The organism is Exiguobacterium sp. LL15, from assembly GCF_024436095.1.
GTDB classification, from domain to species: domain Bacteria; phylum Bacillota; class Bacilli; order Exiguobacteriales; family Exiguobacteriaceae; genus Exiguobacterium_A; species Exiguobacterium_A indicum.
Genome location: NZ_JANFNX010000002.1, coordinates 291,702 through 308,777, shown reverse-complemented (window position 1 = coordinate 308,777; position 17,076 = coordinate 291,702). Strand labels below are relative to the sequence as shown.

Below are 17,076 nucleotides of genomic sequence, written 5' to 3'. Positions count from 1 at the left end.
TTTCCCCCTTATTTGTTTCAGGAACGAACACATGCCGTGATCCGTTCTTGAACCGTGCAGTTGCACGTAAAACACGAATACATCCGTGTCAATGGACAACGTTCGTCAAGTCCGGTGATCCTCTTCTTTCAGAAGCGACATGCGATCGTTCCCTCTACATTGGTAATCATTCATGTGCATCACCATCCTTTCATATATTGAATATTACCGAATATGTTATAAATGAAACGTCGAATTTTATTATTTTTTTCGATACCGCGCATAGGTCGTCGCGAGTGCGACCGCAAGGACCAGCCCTTTGATGATATTCAACGAATAGTATGGAACAGACAGCATGACGAGACCATTTTCAAGAATCCCGACGAGACAAGCGCCAACGAGTGTGCCAAGCGCATTCGGCTTCCCTTGTCCTGCGAACGACGAGCCGATGAATGCGGCTGCGACCGCTGGCATCAGATAACCGGAACCGGCATTGATTTGTGACGATCCGACTTGTGACGCAAGCAAAATCCCACCGACCGCCGCAAGTAACCCAGCAATCAGATACGCGAGTGCCCGGTAGCGGTTGACACGAATTCCTGTCAGTCGTGCGGCTTCCGGATTCCCGCCGATGATATAGAGAAAACGACCGTGTCGCGTATGGCTTAAGAAGACGTGTGTCACAGCGACGACGACGAGCATGATGACGATGATCCAAGGCGCCTGGCTGATTTTCGCGAACGCCTCCGGAATCGTGCCGACTGTTGGTGTACCGTCTAGGCGCGGCATTCCAGCACTGATTGAACCACCACCGGTATACGTCATCGCGACACCTTCGACGATGAACATCGTTGCAAGCGTCGCAAACAAATCCGGAATCTTAAACCAGACGATGAGTAAGATGTTCACCAGAGCAACGCTAAGAGATAAGAGAAGTGCTAAACCAATCGAGACACCGAGCGGTAGACTGTACCAGACGAAGAACGAGACGACGAAAGAACTCGCAAGCGTCGCGGTCGACCCGACCGATAAATCAAATCCATTGACCGTCAAAGAAACGGTCAAGCCGATCGCGATAATCGTCACGATGGAGATACTTCGTAAAATATTAATCAAATTCGTCCCTTGTAGGAATGTTGGAGCCGTCGTCGCAAAAAACAGGACGAGGGCAAGGATCGCGAGGACGATCCCCCAGTCGTTCAAGAATCCGAGGACAGGACGTAAACCCTTCCCTCGGTTCGTTTGTTTTGATACTACCTCATTCATCGTTGCCCTCCTCCTGTCGCATACCACAACAAGGTTTCTTCTGATGTGTCCGCCGTCTTCGTTTCATGGACGATCCGTCCATCGAACATGACGTAGATTCGGTCCGTGACGGTCAAAAGTTCATCCCATTCACTCGTCGCGTAAAGGATCCCTTTTTGTTGTTGCGCGAGTCCGTCAATCAGACGATAGATATCTTGTTTTGCTCCGACGTCGACACCTTTTGTCGGTTCGTCCAAGACGAGTACAGAAACATCGGTCAGTAACCATTTTCCGATGGCGACTTTTTGTTGATTCCCACCGGATAGTTGACCTACTTCCTGTTTCACGTCTGTCACTTTAATGCCCAGCTCCTTGACCCATTGCGATGCCTGATCTGCTTCTTTGCGACGATCCATCAGCCCCCAGCGGTTGACGAAATCATGAGCTACCGCTGCTGTTAGGTTTTCTGCGACAGAATCGGCAACAAGAATTCCTTCTTTTCGTCGTTCTTCTGGAACGAGACCGATTCCCGCTTGAATCGCAGCTTGTGGATTGCGAAGGCGATGGGCTTTTCCACCTATCCGAACTTCCCCTTCCTGAAACGGGCGATCACCGAACAATGCTTTGCATAATTCCGTTTTACCGGCACCGACAAGACCCGCGATACCAACTACTTCACCTGCTTGAACCGTCAAGGAGATATTGTGGACGTCCGCATTCGTAGCACTCTCGACCGTCAGTACGTTCGTCGCGTTTACCCGTGACGTTTTCGCGACAGACGTAAGCCGACGCCCGAGCATTTGCTCAACGACAGCTTCCTTCGTGATGTCTGTCAAAAGATGTCGTGAGATGAGTTGACCGTCGCGCATGACCGAGATGGAGTCGCAAATCTCATATAGTTCCTGTAAACGATGCGAGATGAAGATGATCCCAAGCCCTCGTTCGGCTAAACGACGCACGACTGAAAAGAGATGGCTTGTTTCCGCCTGACTGAGCGGTGCCGTTGGTTCATCAAAAATCAAAAAACGGCGTTCTTGGACGAGGGCGCGGGCAATCAATACGAGTTGCTTTTCAGCAAGCCGCAACTCCTCGACACGTGTCTTAATGGAAATATCCGCCTGTAATGTCGCTAACGCTTCCTTGGCACGCTGTATGTAACGGCGTTGGGATACGAAGCCAGTCATCGTTCCGTCCGTCAACAGATCGAGACAGATATTCTCAGCGACCGTCAAATACGGTACAAGCGCCACATCGACCTCTTGTTGGACGAGGTCGATTCCAATCTGTTTCGCATCACGTGGTGATGTGATGGACAACTCCTTCCCGTCGAGACGAATCGTTCCTTCGTCCGCCGTTTCCGCTCCGGATAAGACTTTCATCAACGTCGACTTACCGGCACCATTCGCACCGACAAGCGCGTGGATTTCACCGGATTTCACTTCAAACGAGACTTGTTTTAAGGCTTGCACTCCCGGAAACGCCAGTGAAATCCCGGTCATCTTCAAGTGATGATTGGTAGACGTCATTGTTTCTTATGGACGTCACGCAACCGGTCCATCCACGGTTCATTGAATTTGTCCGATGTACTCCATCCTTTGATGATCGTATCGAGATTGTACATCGTCGTATCCTGCTTCAACGCCTTCTGCTCCACGAGTTTCGCGTCGAGATCAAAGCTATCCGGTGTCTTCTCGCCAGCGATTTTCTTAGCCAGTAATCGCATGTCCGTTTGTCCAATCAAGAATGGATCCACCGCACTCGTCGAGACCCAGTTACTGCCTTTTTCACGCATCAGGTTGATATCCTGATTCGAGACATCGATCGAGATCAGCGGGATTTCTTGACGTTTATTATCCTTGAGCGATTTGTAAGCCCCTTTTGCAACTTCGTCCCATGCACCCCAAACCGCATCAATGCTTCCTTTCGGATATTTCGCGAGAATCGCATTCATCTTCGTTGCGATATCCCCTTGGACATCTTGGAAGTTTGTCGGTCCAACCGTCTCAAGCGTTTTGATCTTACCGTCTGCTTCGTACGTCTTGTAGATTTCCTGACGACGATCGAGTGGAGCAAAACCTGGTCCGAACCAGAGTTTGATGACACGGACCGGCTTTTTGTCCGTCACCTTCGTCACTTCATCGAGCGATAGCTTCGCGAGTTGATGATCGTTTTGGAACGTTTCCGTCACACCTTTTAACGTCGTTCCTTTTTTCTTCGTGACCGTATCGAACGTCACGACCTTCAGCCCTTTGTCGACCGCTGGTTTAATCATGTCATAGGCGTAGTCTTCCTTACCATGCGAGATGATGAGCCCATCATAATCTTGCTGAATCGCTTGCGCGACAAGCTCCTTGAACTTGACGTCGTTACCTTCCGAAATGAACGTGCTGACTTTAAAACCAAGCGCTTCGCCTTCACTTCGTGCGCCATCAAGGAATTGTTTCGTATGGTCGTCCGATGCTAGGTTGCGGATCACGGCGATCTTGACGTCTGATTGAACCCCTTTTGGTACATCCTTAACGACCTTCGTCGTCGTGGCTTCTCCATTCGCACAAGCCGCTAGTAACAGTGCCGGTGCTAGGACGGCGTAAGCTAGTTTTTTCATGACATATCTCCTTATCCGAGGGGTTGAAGCCCTGTTAATTGTTCAATCGTTTCTTCATTCGGTTGCGTGATGACACCAAGTTCGGTGATGATGCCCGTGATGAATGTGTGTGGTGTGACATCAAACGCCGGATTGAAGACAGCGACGCCTTCCGGTGCTGTCGCGACACCTTGGACAGTCGTCACTTCTTGCGGATCACGTTCTTCGATTTCGATCGCGTCTCCGGAAACGAGCGAGAAGTCGAACGTCGAGAGGGGTGCTGCGACGTAAAACGGAATACCAAAAGCTTGCGCGAGCAATGCTAATTGGAACGTCCCGATCTTATTCGCGGTATCTCCGTTTCGTGTAATGCGGTCGGCACCGACGATGATCGCATCGATCTGTTTTTCTTTCAGCGTATGGGCGACCATGTTGTCCGTAATTAACGTGACATCGATGCCGGCACGTTGCAGTTCCCATGTCGTCAATCGTGCTCCCTGCAGTAACGGTCGCGTCTCACTCGCAAAAACGGATAATTCGATGCCGCGTTCTTTTGCGATGTAGAACGGCGCAAGTGCCGTTCCATAAGCAGCGGTCGCAATCGATCCAGCATTACAAATCGTTAGGATCCGGTCGCCTGACTGGAACAATTCCAGTGCATGAATCCCGATTTGACGTGACGTCTGCGCATCCTGGTCGTATAAGGCGACCGTCCGTTTTTCCAACCGTTCGCGAATCTCTTCTACCGACGTCCCGTCTTGAATGATTGGATTCAATTGATCGAGGACATTTCGCAAGTTGACGGCCGTCGGTCGTGTCGCGAGTAACATCGCCGATGTCTCAAGCAAGGCTTGCTTGTAGACCGGAAGCGCCGCTTCAAACCGGTATGCTTCTTGAACGAGCACGAATCCCCCAAATAAACTGATCGCAGGCGCGCCCCGGACACGTAGTTGTTTAATCGCCTCAACCGCTTGCGCGAGATCCGTAATGACTTCATAGTGCTCTTCTTGCGGTAGACGTGTCTGATCGAGAATCGTCAAGACACGATCTTCGTAACGGATACTTTGAACGAATGTAGTCATCGGCTGAGTTCCTCCGTTACGTCAAAGTTTCGTAAATCATCGAATGTCCGGCATTCTGTACGGCGTTTGATTAACGCCGCTCCTAGACGAAGAGCGTGACGTTTCCGCTCTAAGCGTTCCGTCGTTGAATCGATTGATTCTAAATCAGCGACCGGTGCAAGACCAATCGTCCGCCGAATCAATTCGCAACCGGCAAAGCCAAGGGCATCCTGCAAGATCGTGCTCAGTACATCATCGACGAGTCCTGATGCCTGGAACGGTTCGACGGCTTCCCGTTCCCATAATGCACGGAACGTCGAAGCGAACGTCAGCCAGAACGTATCGATATCCTTGATTCGGGCGTCACGTCGTGTAGGGTAATCCGGATATGCCGCGAAGAATAAGTGGGCGATGAACTGTCCGACATCGAATCCAAATGGACCATAAAAGGCGAATTCTGGATCGATGACTTTCGTTTCCGTCGCTGAGGCGAAGATGCTTCCTGTATGTAGATCGCCGTGCAGCAATGCATCTCCTTTCGTGATGAAGAGCGCTTCGAGTTTTGCGACTTCGCGTTTCAACTCATCGTCTGCCCATAGACGTGCCACTTCTTCTTCGAGTCCGGCTTCAATCTCGTTCGTCTCCGCATCATGGAACGGATCCGTGAAGATTAATTTTTCCGTGATGTCGCACAAGTCTGGATTGTAGTACGTTCGGGCGACACGTTTCTTTTCAACCGGACCAAGCGCAAAGTCCGATGTATGGAATAACGTCCGAGCGAGATAAGAACCAATATGTTCCGCAAGCAACGGATACTGTTCACCTGCGAGTAAACCGCTTCGAACGATCGTCAGATGTGAAAGATCTTCCATGACCGTATACGCCTCTTCGTGACTGGCATGAAAGACACGCGGTACGAACGGCACGGCATGCCGTGCAAATTCACGGAGTGCGGATTGCTCGATCCACGCCCGTTCGAGTGATAACGGCCAGCTCTCACCGACGATTTTTGCGTACGGGAGTGCTTGTTTTAGAATCAATCGATGTTCACCTTCTCGAATTCGGAAAACGAGGTTAAGATTCCCATCGCCAATCTCTTCTGCTTCGACGGCTCCGTCGCCAATCAGTCCTAATGTTCGAACACGATCAATCGCGTCCTGTTCTGTGAATGCTTTGTATGTCATATCAGTTTCCCCCTATGTGATACACGAAAAAGCGCCTCTTTTCGTCATCGAAAAGAGGCGCAGGAAAGTCACTGCGTCCTCTTATCTCTCAGACGAAACGTCTGTTGGATGTAGCACCGTGCCCAGTGGTCGGTTGCTGCGGCGTCATCGGGCCAATTCCCTCTGCCAACTCGCGATAAGAGTCGTATGTAGTTGTCGTGTGTGATATTGATTTGAATCTTACGCAATCGACTTCCTCGCTGTCAAATCGAAATCAAGCAGAAACGGACATCATTTTTAAGTCATCTATAGAAAGAGTATTTCCAAAAAAATAAATTTTCTAAAAATAGTTTGACAAGTCACGATTCTCATGTAAAAATTGCAATTAGATTTCACAATTTCATCCAATTCTTATCAAGAGCAGACGGAGGGACAAGCCCTACGATGTCGCAGCAACCGACCTTTTGGCACGGTGCTAATTCTTGCAGCTACTAAGCTGACAGATAAGAGTCCACGTTCGAATCATTCATGGTCTCTTGTCGCTGACGAGAGACCATTTTTTTGTTGAAGGAGGAAAGACATGGCTTATATCACTGCTACTTATCAATTGACTGCCCGTGATCGACTCGAGCAACGCGCTGAACAACTCGCGCTTGGTCTGACAGTCGGTTCTTGGACAGAACTGAATCATCTCGAACAACAACAACTCGCCTCGTTCAAAGGGGAAGTCGTACATACCGAAGAGCGCGATGGCAAAGGATATATCACGATTCGTTATCCGGAACATAACGTGTCGCGCGACTTTTCTGCGATTCTGACGACCGTCTTCGGGAAACTCTCACTCGACGGTGAAATCAAATTAACGGAATTGCTACTACCCGATACATTTACGTCGGACTTTCCAGGTGCGAAATTCGGGATCGAAGGGGTCCGTTCCTTGATCGGTGTCGAAGATCGCCCATTGTTAATGAGCATCTTCAAAGGAGTCATCGGACGCGATTTATCGTTCCTTCGTGATCAACTCGAAGGACAACTCGCTGGTGGGATTGATCTCGTCAAAGACGATGAGATCCTATACGACAATCCGTTGACACCGACGATTGACCGGGCACGAATTGGACGTGAGGTCATCGATGCTCACTTCCACCGGACTGGTAAACGTGCGTTATATGCGATCACACTCAGCGGTCCCGTCTTTACGCTCAAGGATCAAGCCAAGCGATTGATTGACGCTGGAGCGACTGCTTTCTTGCTGAATACCTTCACATACGGACTCGACGTCTTACGCGAACTGGCAAGTGATCCGGAAATCAACGTTCCGATCTTCAATCATCCGGCATATAGCGGTGCGTTGATCGCTAGCCCGAATCACGGAGTCGCAGCCCCTGTCTTACTCGGCACATTACCGCGTGCTGCTGGAGCAGACTTGACGCTATTCCCGTCTCCTTACGGCAATGTCGCTTTACCAAAGGATGTCGCTCGTGGCATCGCGGTCGAAGCGACCCGTCTCGGTCAGACGAAATCGATCTTCCCGGTTCCTTCAGCCGGTATTCATCCTGGACTCGTCGCTCAACTCGTACGGGACTTCGGGATCGATTCCGTCATCAACGCCGGTGGCGGCGTACATGGTCATCCGCAAGGTGCTGCGGCTGGTGTCATTGCTTTCCGTCAGGCACTCGATGCGGCACTCGCAAATGAATCCCTATCGGCGGCAGCATCGCGTCATGAAGAATTACGGATCGCCCTCGACGCTTGGGGGATCAAGTCATGACCGTACGGATTCTCTGTGACTTCGACGGGACAGTGACGACGCAAGATAATATCATCGCACTCATGCAGGCATTTGCGCCAGCGAGTGACTTCGAACCGTTAAAACACGGCGTACTCGACCGGACGCTATCGATTCAGAGTGGTGTCGGGCAAATGTTCGCACTTCTGCCGTCTGACGGGAAAGCAGCCTATCTTGACTTTTTGTTGGAGCGCGCGGTTATTCGCGACGGATTTTCGGAGTTACTGCAGTACAGTCGTCGTCAAGGCATCGATTTTTCGATCGTCAGCGGCGGAATGGACTTTTTCGTCGAACCAATCTTAGCGCCCTTCCTTGAACAAGAACAGATTTACTGTAACGTCGCTGATTTCAGTGGTCCATTCGTCCATATCGATTGGCCAAACGCCTGTGATGCCCATTGTACGAACGGGTGCGGCTGTTGTAAAACGTCCGTTGCCCGGACACTACGTAAAGACGGTGACGTCATCATCGTCATCGGCGACTCGGTGACGGACTTCGAACTCTCAAAACAAGCGGATCGTGTCTATGCCCGTGATTATCTGATCACGTTGTGTGAAGAGAACGATATCGCCTATACACCGTTTGAGACGTTCCATGATATCGTTCATGATTTAACACGAGCGGAGGTGACAACATGACATTCATGCGACGCTATGAAGAGCTACGCGCCATCAAACAAGAGCTTGCGGCTCGCGATTGGTTCCCTGGTACGAGTGGCAATCTCGCCATTCGGACATCCGGTGTCCCGGTTGAATTCCTTGTGACGGCAAGCGGAAAAGATAAACGGCAGACGACTCCTGACGACTTCGTTCATGTCGATGCGACCGGTCAATTGATCGGTGAGCAATCCGGGCGTCCTTCTGCTGAGACATTGCTCCATGTCGAAGTGTTCAATCGAACGGACGCCGGTTGTTCCCTGCATGTCCATACGATTGCGAACAATGTGATTTCGGAACTCTATGGCGATCAAGGCAGCATCACCTTTTCCGGTCAAGAAATCATCAAGGCACTTGGACACTGGGAAGAGGATGCGACGGTCACGGTACCGATCATTCCGAATCATGCGGACATTCCGACGCTTGCCGCTGCTTTTGCACCTCATGTCACAGCAGACAGTGGTGCCGTCCTGATCCGCAATCACGGAATCACGGTCTGGGCACCGACCGCCTTTGAAGCAAAGAAACACCTCGAAGCCTTCGAGTTTTTATTCAATTACACGTTGACGTTGCAATCATGCCGTCAATCCATTCATTAAAAGGAGGAATCATCTCATGGCAACAGTCTTATTCCAAGAAACAAACACACGGTATACGGATCAAACGGAAGTCGCTGACTTCCTTGCGTCACGCGGCGTTCTTTACGAACAATGGGACGTTTCGAAACTTCCAGCGCCTCTCGTTGAGAACTTCACACTGACGGATGCAGACAAACAAACGATTCTCGATACGTTCGCTCCCGAAATCAAAGACGTATCAGAACGTCGTGGGTATCAGACAGCTGATATCATCTCACTTTCGGATACGACACCGAACCTTGATGAGTTGCTCGTCAACTTCCAGAAAGAACATCACCATACGGATGATGAAGTTCGTTTCATCGTCAGTGGTCATGGCGTCTTCGCGATCAAAGACGAAGAGGTAGGCTACTATAACATCGAACTCAATCCTGGTGATTTGATTTCCGTTCCTGTTAACACACGCCACTACTTTACGCTTCAAGACGATCGTAAAGTCGTCGCCGTCCGAATCTTCGTCACGACAGACGGCTGGGTTCCGATTTATGAAAACGAGACGTCAACGGTCTCTTAAGAACGATAAAAGCGGCGACTTTCTTCTATTAGGAAGGGAATCGCCGCTTTTTCTTATCGCACAAACATATCACTACATTGATACGTAACCGATATAATGAAGGAAAAGCGATGAGGAAGTGAGCGTCATGCATATTCGTCCCGTAACGGAACACGACTTACCAGCGATTCTCGCCATCTATAACGAAGGCATCGAAGATCGGATCGCAACGCTTGAGACCGACCAAAAGGACTTATCCTTCATGACCCAGTGGTATGCGGAACGCACCGATCGATATGCCGGTTATGTCGCTGAAGATGACACAGGTGTCCTCGGCTTCATTTCTCTCGATCCGTATAATCCGCGTCCTGTCTACGCATCCGTCGGTGAGATTTCGGTTTATATCACCCGGACTCATCGTGGACAAGGGATTGGCACACGTTTGCTTGAAACGGCTGAGCAACACGCCCGTAACCATCAGATGCATAAACTCATCCTCTTCACCTTCCCATTCAATAAAATCGGACAAAAACTCTATATCCGCTCCGGGTTCCGGATCGTCGGAACGTTTAAGGAGCAAGGACAGTTGAACGGTGAATATGTCGACGTCATGGCGATGGAGAAACGCTTGCGATAGGATTCATTGAATGCCAGACAGGGAATAGTCAATCCGAGTCATTGAGAGAGGATGAACCTAATGGATATTCAACAAATTCGTAATGCAACACTCGTTGTCACGTATGCCAATCAAGTCTTACTAATTGATCCGTTCCTCGGCGAAAAAGGCAGCTTGCCTCCCTTCGGTCAAACACCAAATGCCGTCGCCAATCCACTCGTCGACTTACCGGTCGATGTCAAGACACTGCTCGATCCTGACGCGATCTTCGTCACGCATCTGCATGCCGATCATTTCGACGATGCTGCAAAACAACTTCTACCCAAGCATTTGCCACTCTATGCGCAGCAAGAAGACGCGCAGCAAATCCGAGAAGCCGGCTTCACGAACGTCTCTTCCTTCGATTCCGGTGTAACGATCGGTGATATCCAGGTCCATCGAACAGGTGGACAGCATGGTGTCGGTGAAATCGGCGAACGGATGGGACGTGTGTCTGGGCTCGTCCTCACCCATCCGGACGAACCGACACTTTATATCGCAGGTGATACGATCTGGTGTGACGAGGTCGCGCATGCGATCGAACAACATACGCCCGATATCATCGTCGTCAACAGTGGCGCCGCCCAGTTCTTGACCGGAGAGCCGATCACGATGTCACAGCGTGATCTCCTTGCCGTACACGAAGCGGCGGCGGAAGCGACGATCATCGTCTCGCACCTCGAGTCCGTCAACCACTGTCTCTTGCGACGTGATATGATTGCTGACTTTTTAGCCGCCTTCCACCTTTCTGCCCATTTCCTGATTCCAGAGGATGGCGAAACGATGTCATTTTAAGAACAGTAACCTTCATTAAAAAGAAGTCCTGCTTTTCGAGTAACAATCGAAAGCAGGACTTCTTTTTGTTATGGGATGACAAGACCTAACAAGCGAGCAAAGGCGACTGCTTGCTCTTCCGTAATGACAGCGCCTGGTAAAAATCGCGGATCGATCGTAATACCAGAGAGTTCCGTCTGCCGGAGGTCGAGACCTTTTAACGGTGTTTCAATCCATTGGCTATCTGTAAGCCGGACCGCTTCGAGTTTCCAATGGGTCGGCTTCACTTCGAAGAACTGTGCTTCTTTCATCGTCGTTTCGCTCCAGTGTTGATGACGGACCGTACTGCGAATGAACTGTGCGTAATCCGCAAGCCCTTCCTGAATCGTTAAATGGTCAAGCGTACAATCTTCAAACTGGATGCCCGTCATCCGGCATCCGACGAAGGACACACGGTGAAAACGAGTTTCTTGGAAGTGACATCCCGTTAAGTCGCATTGCTCAAAACGAATATCTTCGAACGAACCACGGTCAAAGGTCAGATTCGCGAACGAGACATTTTGAAAACACACTTGATAGGCATCGATGCGTTCTGTCAGTTCACTCGGCATCGACTCTTTCTCATAACGCGCTCCTTTTAGATACGGGTCATCGATTTCGACTTGATCGAACGTCTCTGGCTGAAGCGTCTTCGGTAATTCTGGTAATCGGATAACGGTCTCTTTCAATGAAGGTTCCCCCTTTTTTCTCTCCCTTAGTGTACCAAACTCCTTTTATATGAGGAGAAATCGTTCGAATTCCCCTTTTTTCAACAGTTTTTATTTTGAGACACTTTGAGACCATGCTATAGTCAAGGAAAATCAAAATAAGAACATACGTTCTTTTATGTAAAGGAGTGATTCAGATGTTTCCTTCCGTCGTTTTACCACAAGATAAACGTATTTTTTGCGTCGACAGTGTGTCCTTCTACGCCAGCTGTGAATGCCAGTATCGCAATCTTCCTCCCTTGACGACACGCCTGGCGGTCGTCTCCGATTTAAAACGAAGCGGATCCGTCATTCTCGCTGCCACCCCTGCCTTAAAAGCACTAGGAATCAAGACAGCCGGTCGACTGTACGAAATCGAGCAATTGCCATACGCTGTTCGTCGTACGATTCAACTCGTCGAACCACGTATGCTCGCTTATATGAAGACGTCGATTCGTGTCCTGGATGTCCTGCACCAATTCGCCCCACCTGAAGCCATCCGCGTCTATTCGATTGATGAAAGTTTCATTGACATGACCGGAACCGATCGCCTATTTGGTTCCGACCTGCAAGCTGCCCTCAAAATTAAAGAAGCAATCCTGAAACAGACCGGCATCCACGTCCGGATCGGGATTGGTCCAAATAACGTCATCGCGAAACTGACGCTTGATTTAATCGGGAAAAAAGAAGGCATCGCGCGATGTGGATATGCTGATGTCGCACGACGTCTTCATGACTTTCCGATTCGGAAGATGTGGGGAGTCGGACACCGCATGGAACAACATCTGCAGATGATGGGGATTGAAACAATCGGTGATCTTGCCATGCGCCCTGTCGAAGAGTTGCACGAACGATTCGGTGTCATCGGTGCCGAACTATGGCACCACGCTTGGGGTCTTGACGCGTCACCGACACTTCTTGCGCCTCGTCATCTGTTCGAGAAAGCTCCTCAACGGACGATTGGACACGGTGTGACCTTAATGCAGGACTATTATCAGTTCGAACGCATCCGGAATGTGCTCAATGAACTGGTGCAGGATGTCGCCGCACGTTGCCGCTTTTCGAATCAAGTCGGCTGGACCGTTCACATCGGTGTCCGTTATTCTCGAAACGTCGTCCGAAGTGGCTTCTCCCGTCAAGTGCGGTTGCCTTACCCGACATCCGATGAACGCATCATTCTGCGTCACGTCTTACAATTGTTCGAACCGAATTGGCTCGATGGGGAACCTGTTCGATTTTTATCCGTTGCAGTGGGGCATTTGACTGCCGATCAAGGCACCTTACAGTTGTCTTTGTTCGAGGATAATGCGCGGCTCTGGAAACGGCGACGGTTATTAAAAGCAATGGATGTCGTTAACCTCCGCTACGGAAAAGGAACGATTCGCCTCGCTGTCTCGTTTCTTGATACGAGTGTCGCCAAACGTCGCCTTCGTTTTGTCGGCGGTCATCCGGGAGGTGATCTTCATGACAGCGTATCGTGATCGGGGAAATTTAAAATGGATTCCTTTTCTCATGCCGGAACATTTGCAATTGCTGCGGGAATACTATGTCCAGATGCATCAGCTCGACTTGCCTGAAATTGATGAACAGTTGCAAGAATCATGGCACTTTCTGCTTCAAGAAGCTTTAATAGAAGGAAACGAACTTGAAATCACGTATTATAAGGAAAGTAGCTACGTGACGGTCGTCGGTTTCGTCGAACGATTAGAACCCGAACGTTCCGTTCTCTTTCTGCGCGGACGTGAAGTCATTGAAATTCCCTTCACACGAATCGTCCGGATCGAAAACGGGTAAGCTCTCATACAGATGGATGCTTTAAATCGTGCCCGGAAAGAAGGAATAGTCATGTTGGATTGGTTTACTTCTCTCCCCGTCGTCGTGCAAGCACTGCTTGCCGGAATGATGACGTGGGGGTTAACCGCACTTGGTGCGGCACTCGTCTTTGTCTTTACGACGATTGAAAAACGCGTCATGAACATGATGCTCGGTTTTGCTGCCGGCGTCATGATTGCCGCGTCGTTTTGGTCGCTGCTTGCTCCTGCGATCGAGTTCACGGAGCAGGATGGAGGAATCGCCTGGATTCCTGCCGCCATCGGTTTTCTCGCTGGTGGATTTTTCGTCCGTCTCCTCGACTTCGTTACGCCGCATTTGCACTTATCTGCACCACTCGAGACAGCGGAAGGTCCTTCGACAGGACTCAAGAAAACGACGTTACTATTTCTTGCGATCACGTTGCACAATATTCCCGAAGGTCTTGCGATTGGTGTCGCTTTTGGCGCCGCTGCCTTGAACATGGACGGAGCGACCGTCGCCGGTGCTTTGACGCTCGCACTCGGGATTGGGATTCAAAACATGCCGGAAGGAGCTGCCCTATCGATTCCATTACGCGGTGAAGGGATGTCGCGCCGGCGCGCCTTCCATTACGGTCAATTGTCAGCGATCGTCGAACCGATTGCCGCGATGGTCGGAGCAGCCGCGGTCTTCTTCGTTCAACCGCTCCTCCCGTATGCGTTATCGTTTGCTGCCGGAGCGATGATTTTCGTCGTCGTCGAAGAATTGATTCCGGAATCACAAGCAGAAAACGGATCCGATTTAGCAACGCTTGGTTTGATGATCGGTTTTACGGTCATGATGATTCTTGACGTCGCTTTAGGATGAAGCCGTTGCAAAACGAGCAGTGGATGATACCGTCTTCTGCTCGTTTTTCTGTTTGTAGATTCAGGCGCATTCTAGCAAAACCAATCGATTTGAAGTTTTTCTGACCTTGTGTCCTAACAGAAAAATTTCCCTATCTCTCATAACTATCTCAATGTGAATGGACACGACGGAGTGTCTTAGTCATATCCTATGGAATCTAGATAACTGCTCACTCTTATTCAAACGAATCTAGGCATCGGGTTTCGTCTGAAGCGCATCATACTTTCTCAGACCTGCGCCCGATATTCCGATTAGTTCTATCTCACAAGAATAAAACATGATATGTTTTTAACTAGCACATCGTATAGAAGGAGATTACCATGACAATCATTGAACTTTTAAAAGCGCTCTTACTCGGTTTCGTCGAAGGGATGACGGAATTTGCACCGGTCTCTTCCACGGGTCACATGATCATCGTCGATGACATGTGGTTGCAAACTACCGATTTTCTCGGTAAATATTCGGCGAACACCTTTAAAATCGTCATTCAGCTCGGATCGATTCTTGCGGTCGTCGTCGTCTTTTGGAAACGCCTCTTCAGCTTGATCGGTTTGTATAAGATTGAAGGCGAACATGACGCAGCAGGGACACACAAGTTAAAACTACGGCACGTCTTGATCGGTCTTCTACCAGCAGCTGTTCTCGGATTGTTATTCGAAGATTTCATCGATGAGAACCTCTTCTCGATTGAGACGGTCATCATCGGTCTTGCAGTCGGTGCCCTCTTGATGATTGCAGCCGATAAATTCGGACCAAAGGAACCAAAAACGACATCGCTTGATCAGATTACATATCGCCAAGCAGCACTCGTCGGTCTGTTCCAATGTATTTCCCTTTGGCCTGGCTTCTCTCGTTCTGGTTCAACGATTTCCGGAGGGGTCTTCCTCGGGATGAATCACCGGACGGCAGCTGACTTTACGTTCATCATGGCTGTACCGATTATGTTCGGTGCTAGTTTCCTTTCGCTCGTTAAGAACTGGGAGAACATTCAACCGAACCACTTCGCATTCTATGCTGTCGGTTTCGTTGCGTCGTTCGTGTTTGCCCTCTTATCGATTCGCTTCTTCTTGAAGCTGATCAACAAGATCAAACTCGTTCCGTTCGCCATCTACCGTCTTGTCTTAGCGGCTGTCTTAGCTGTCATCGTCTACATGTAAGTTCAAACCGTTAGCTATTTTAGCTGACGGTTTTTCATTTTTTTGAAACTAATTCAGTCGCTTAAGGGTATATAGGGATGAGACATAATTAAAGGAGTGAATGCCACATGGCACGCAGAAGTCGGAGTACATCAAAACTCCCAATCATCATCGGAGTCGTTATTGTTGCCGTGATTGCCTTTTTAGCAATCGGACAATACAATAGCCTCGTCAATGTAGAAGAAGATGTATCGAATAAATGGTCGCAAGTCGACAACCAAATCAAGCGTCGTGCGGATTTGATTCCGAATCTCGTTGAAACTGTCAAAGGTGTCGCGGGTCAAGAAGAAAAAGTATATGGAAAAGTCGCAGAAGCCCAAGCTGGTCTTGCGCGTGCTGCGTCAACCGAACAACGGATCGAAGCCGACCAACAAGTCACGTCTTCGCTTCGCGGATTGATTGCCTTGCAGACGACTTATCCTGAACTAAAATCAAGCGAACGGTTCCAATCTTTGATGGATACGCTGGAAGGAACAGAAAATCGTCTCGGGATCGCCCGCAAAGATTACAACGATGCTGTAACCCTCTATAACAAAAAACGTCGGAGCTTCCCAACGACACTCTACGCATCCGCCTTCGGATTCGAGAAAAAACCATATTACGAGATTTCAGACAGCGACCGGGAAAATCCGACCGTCGACTTTAACAGTGATTCGAAATGATTCGGCGGTGGACGCGACTTCTATTGAGCGCGTTCCTCGTCTTCTTCCTCTTCGTTCCAACAGCTAGTGCCGTTTCAGAACGGACGGGAGCAGCCTTCTTCATTCAGGATGATGCTCAGCTGCTCACCCCTTCGGAAGAAGCCGAACTCGCGCAACTCGGTCAGGAACTCGAACAATATACGACGGCACAAGTCGTCCTCAAGACGGTTCCCGATCTAAAGGGACAGGATTTAAGCTCTTACGCCAATGAAACGTTCCGGCGCCAAGGCATTGGTCAAGAAGGAAAAGACAATGGTGTTCTTGTCGTCGTCGCTCCAAACGAAAAGGATCGCCAATTTCGGATCGAGGTTGGGTATAAACTCGAAGGGATTTTGACAGACATCACAGCCGGACGTATTCTCGATCAATATGCTGTTCCCTATAAAGAGAACGGTGAGTATGGGAAAGCAGCGTCTGAAACATATAAAGCGGTCGTCAGTGTCATTTCAAAGGATCAGTCGCTTGAGTCACAGGATCCTCCGAAAACACAAAATGACGACGGACTTCCGCTTTGGACGAAGATTCTGATCGGTGCTGGATTACTGATCTTATTGTTCCTCGATATGAAGTTCACCGGTGGTATGTTCTTCTTCGCGATTTTGAACATCTTCTCCGCGATCATGCGTGGTGGCGGTGGAAATGGTGGCAGTCGTGGTGGTGGCGGAAGTTCTGGCGGTGGTGGTGCCGAACGGTAGAAAA

The 17,076-nt window shown here is 49.6% G+C and carries 18 protein-coding genes and 2 riboswitches; of the genes, 12 read left to right on the top strand and 6 right to left on the bottom strand.

What is annotated here, in order from left to right:
* Positions 1 to 240 precede the first annotated feature (240 nt).
* From NOM72_RS12930 to mtnK, 5 genes are read right to left on the bottom strand one after another with little or no spacing between them, the layout of a single operon-like run.
* Complete coding sequence (locus NOM72_RS12930) at positions 241 to 1,245, bottom strand: ABC transporter permease (RefSeq protein WP_029340729.1); 1,005 nt, start codon at positions 1,243 to 1,245, stop codon at positions 241 to 243.
* The gene (locus NOM72_RS12925; RefSeq protein ID WP_255999299.1) at positions 1,242 to 2,750 is read right to left on the bottom strand and encodes a sugar ABC transporter ATP-binding protein; all 1,509 of its coding nucleotides are present in this window, start codon (positions 2,748 to 2,750) and stop codon (positions 1,242 to 1,244) included. Before NOM72_RS12925 ends, NOM72_RS12930 begins: the two co-directional genes overlap by 4 nt.
* Positions 2,747 to 3,829 carry a sugar ABC transporter substrate-binding protein gene (locus tag NOM72_RS12920; RefSeq protein WP_058265592.1) on the bottom strand — a complete coding sequence of 361 codons (1,083 nt, stop codon included), beginning with the start codon at positions 3,827 to 3,829 and terminating at the stop codon, positions 2,747 to 2,749. The genes NOM72_RS12925 and NOM72_RS12920 overlap by 4 nt, the downstream gene beginning before the upstream one ends.
* An 11-nt stretch (positions 3,830 to 3,840) precedes the next feature.
* A complete protein-coding gene (mtnA, locus tag NOM72_RS12915) occupies positions 3,841 to 4,890 on the bottom strand; it encodes an S-methyl-5-thioribose-1-phosphate isomerase (RefSeq protein WP_255999298.1) in 1,050 nt (349 codons plus the stop codon).
* Complete coding sequence (gene mtnK / locus NOM72_RS12910) at positions 4,887 to 6,053, bottom strand: S-methyl-5-thioribose kinase (protein ID WP_255999297.1); 1,167 nt, start codon at positions 6,051 to 6,053, stop codon at positions 4,887 to 4,889. Before mtnK ends, mtnA begins: the two co-directional genes overlap by 4 nt.
* Positions 6,054 to 6,131: 78 nt before the next feature.
* A riboswitch (SAM riboswitch) is annotated at positions 6,132 to 6,235 on the bottom strand.
* 205 nt (positions 6,236 to 6,440) lie between these two features.
* Positions 6,441 to 6,542: riboswitch (SAM riboswitch) on the top strand.
* 70 nt (positions 6,543 to 6,612) lie between these two features.
* Here mtnK and NOM72_RS12905 point away from each other — a divergent pair.
* The 6 genes from NOM72_RS12905 (at position 6,613) to NOM72_RS12880 (ending at position 11,058) form a co-directional block, all read left to right on the top strand.
* The gene (locus NOM72_RS12905) at positions 6,613 to 7,803 is read left to right on the top strand and encodes a 2,3-diketo-5-methylthiopentyl-1-phosphate enolase (protein WP_029340724.1); all 1,191 of its coding nucleotides are present in this window, start codon (positions 6,613 to 6,615) and stop codon (positions 7,801 to 7,803) included.
* Positions 7,800 to 8,459: a 2-hydroxy-3-keto-5-methylthiopentenyl-1-phosphate phosphatase gene (locus NOM72_RS12900; RefSeq protein WP_255999296.1), complete on the top strand. Its 660-nt coding sequence runs from the start codon at positions 7,800 to 7,802 to the stop codon at positions 8,457 to 8,459. The genes NOM72_RS12905 and NOM72_RS12900 overlap by 4 nt, the downstream gene beginning before the upstream one ends.
* Entirely contained in the window at positions 8,456 to 9,076 is a 621-nt protein-coding gene (locus NOM72_RS12895; protein WP_023467033.1) for a methylthioribulose 1-phosphate dehydratase, read from the top strand. Before NOM72_RS12900 ends, NOM72_RS12895 begins: the two co-directional genes overlap by 4 nt.
* Positions 9,077 to 9,092: 16 nt before the next feature.
* Positions 9,093 to 9,629, top strand: coding sequence for a 1,2-dihydroxy-3-keto-5-methylthiopentene dioxygenase (locus NOM72_RS12890; protein ID WP_023467032.1), 537 nt, complete (start codon positions 9,093 to 9,095; stop codon positions 9,627 to 9,629).
* Between the two features lie 127 nt (positions 9,630 to 9,756).
* On the top strand, positions 9,757 to 10,245 hold the full coding sequence (locus tag NOM72_RS12885) for an arsinothricin resistance N-acetyltransferase ArsN1 family A (RefSeq protein WP_255999295.1): 489 nt from the start codon (positions 9,757 to 9,759) through the stop codon (positions 10,243 to 10,245).
* A gap of 60 nt (positions 10,246 to 10,305) precedes the next feature.
* Positions 10,306 to 11,058 carry an MBL fold metallo-hydrolase gene (locus NOM72_RS12880; protein WP_255999294.1) on the top strand — a complete coding sequence of 251 codons (753 nt, stop codon included), beginning with the start codon at positions 10,306 to 10,308 and terminating at the stop codon, positions 11,056 to 11,058.
* Between the two features lie 68 nt (positions 11,059 to 11,126).
* Here NOM72_RS12880 and NOM72_RS12875 read toward each other — a convergent pair whose 3' ends face one another.
* Entirely contained in the window at positions 11,127 to 11,765 is a 639-nt protein-coding gene (locus tag NOM72_RS12875) for a pentapeptide repeat-containing protein (RefSeq protein WP_023467029.1), read from the bottom strand.
* A gap of 176 nt (positions 11,766 to 11,941) precedes the next feature.
* On the opposite strand from NOM72_RS12875, the gene NOM72_RS12870 reads away from it, so the two are divergent.
* From NOM72_RS12870 to NOM72_RS12845, 6 genes are all read left to right on the top strand, one after another.
* Complete coding sequence (locus tag NOM72_RS12870) at positions 11,942 to 13,264, top strand: Y-family DNA polymerase (protein ID WP_047391492.1); 1,323 nt, start codon at positions 11,942 to 11,944, stop codon at positions 13,262 to 13,264.
* Complete coding sequence (locus NOM72_RS12865) at positions 13,248 to 13,577, top strand: YolD-like family protein (RefSeq protein WP_023467027.1); 330 nt, start codon at positions 13,248 to 13,250, stop codon at positions 13,575 to 13,577. The genes NOM72_RS12870 and NOM72_RS12865 overlap by 17 nt, the downstream gene beginning before the upstream one ends.
* 51 nt (positions 13,578 to 13,628) lie before the next feature.
* Positions 13,629 to 14,441, top strand: a complete 813-nt coding sequence (locus NOM72_RS12860) for a ZIP family metal transporter (protein WP_305120401.1) — start codon at positions 13,629 to 13,631, stop codon at positions 14,439 to 14,441.
* A 359-nt stretch (positions 14,442 to 14,800) separates the two neighbouring features.
* Positions 14,801 to 15,637, top strand: coding sequence for an undecaprenyl-diphosphate phosphatase (locus NOM72_RS12855; RefSeq protein ID WP_023467024.1), 837 nt, complete (start codon positions 14,801 to 14,803; stop codon positions 15,635 to 15,637).
* A gap of 107 nt (positions 15,638 to 15,744) precedes the next feature.
* Positions 15,745 to 16,338 (top strand): LemA family protein, encoded by a 594-nt coding sequence (locus NOM72_RS12850; protein WP_023467023.1) that lies wholly within the window; start codon positions 15,745 to 15,747, stop codon positions 16,336 to 16,338.
* Positions 16,335 to 17,072 (top strand): TPM domain-containing protein, encoded by a 738-nt coding sequence (locus NOM72_RS12845; protein ID WP_023467022.1) that lies wholly within the window; start codon positions 16,335 to 16,337, stop codon positions 17,070 to 17,072. The genes NOM72_RS12850 and NOM72_RS12845 overlap by 4 nt, the downstream gene beginning before the upstream one ends.
* Positions 17,073 to 17,076 lie beyond the last annotated feature (4 nt).

Coding starts and splice junctions, on each gene's coding strand:
- NOM72_RS12930 (WP_029340729.1), bottom strand. CDS start 1,245: ATGAATGAGGTAGTATCAAAACAAACGAACCGAGGGAAGGGTTTACGT.
- NOM72_RS12925 (WP_255999299.1), bottom strand. CDS start 2,750: ATGACGTCTACCAATCATCACTTGAAGATGACCGGGATTTCACTGGCG.
- NOM72_RS12920 (WP_058265592.1), bottom strand. CDS start 3,829: ATGAAAAAACTAGCTTACGCCGTCCTAGCACCGGCACTGTTACTAGCG.
- mtnA (WP_255999298.1), bottom strand. CDS start 4,890: ATGACTACATTCGTTCAAAGTATCCGTTACGAAGATCGTGTCTTGACG.
- mtnK (WP_255999297.1), bottom strand. CDS start 6,053: ATGACATACAAAGCATTCACAGAACAGGACGCGATTGATCGTGTTCGA.
- NOM72_RS12905 (WP_029340724.1), top strand. CDS start 6,613: ATGGCTTATATCACTGCTACTTATCAATTGACTGCCCGTGATCGACTC.
- NOM72_RS12900 (WP_255999296.1), top strand. CDS start 7,800: ATGACCGTACGGATTCTCTGTGACTTCGACGGGACAGTGACGACGCAA.
- NOM72_RS12895 (WP_023467033.1), top strand. CDS start 8,456: ATGACATTCATGCGACGCTATGAAGAGCTACGCGCCATCAAACAAGAG.
- NOM72_RS12890 (WP_023467032.1), top strand. CDS start 9,093: ATGGCAACAGTCTTATTCCAAGAAACAAACACACGGTATACGGATCAA.
- NOM72_RS12885 (WP_255999295.1), top strand. CDS start 9,757: ATGCATATTCGTCCCGTAACGGAACACGACTTACCAGCGATTCTCGCC.
- NOM72_RS12880 (WP_255999294.1), top strand. CDS start 10,306: ATGGATATTCAACAAATTCGTAATGCAACACTCGTTGTCACGTATGCC.
- NOM72_RS12870 (WP_047391492.1), top strand. CDS start 11,942: ATGTTTCCTTCCGTCGTTTTACCACAAGATAAACGTATTTTTTGCGTC.
- NOM72_RS12865 (WP_023467027.1), top strand. CDS start 13,248: ATGACAGCGTATCGTGATCGGGGAAATTTAAAATGGATTCCTTTTCTC.
- NOM72_RS12860 (WP_305120401.1), top strand. CDS start 13,629: ATGTTGGATTGGTTTACTTCTCTCCCCGTCGTCGTGCAAGCACTGCTT.
- NOM72_RS12855 (WP_023467024.1), top strand. CDS start 14,801: ATGACAATCATTGAACTTTTAAAAGCGCTCTTACTCGGTTTCGTCGAA.
- NOM72_RS12850 (WP_023467023.1), top strand. CDS start 15,745: ATGGCACGCAGAAGTCGGAGTACATCAAAACTCCCAATCATCATCGGA.
- NOM72_RS12845 (WP_023467022.1), top strand. CDS start 16,335: ATGATTCGGCGGTGGACGCGACTTCTATTGAGCGCGTTCCTCGTCTTC.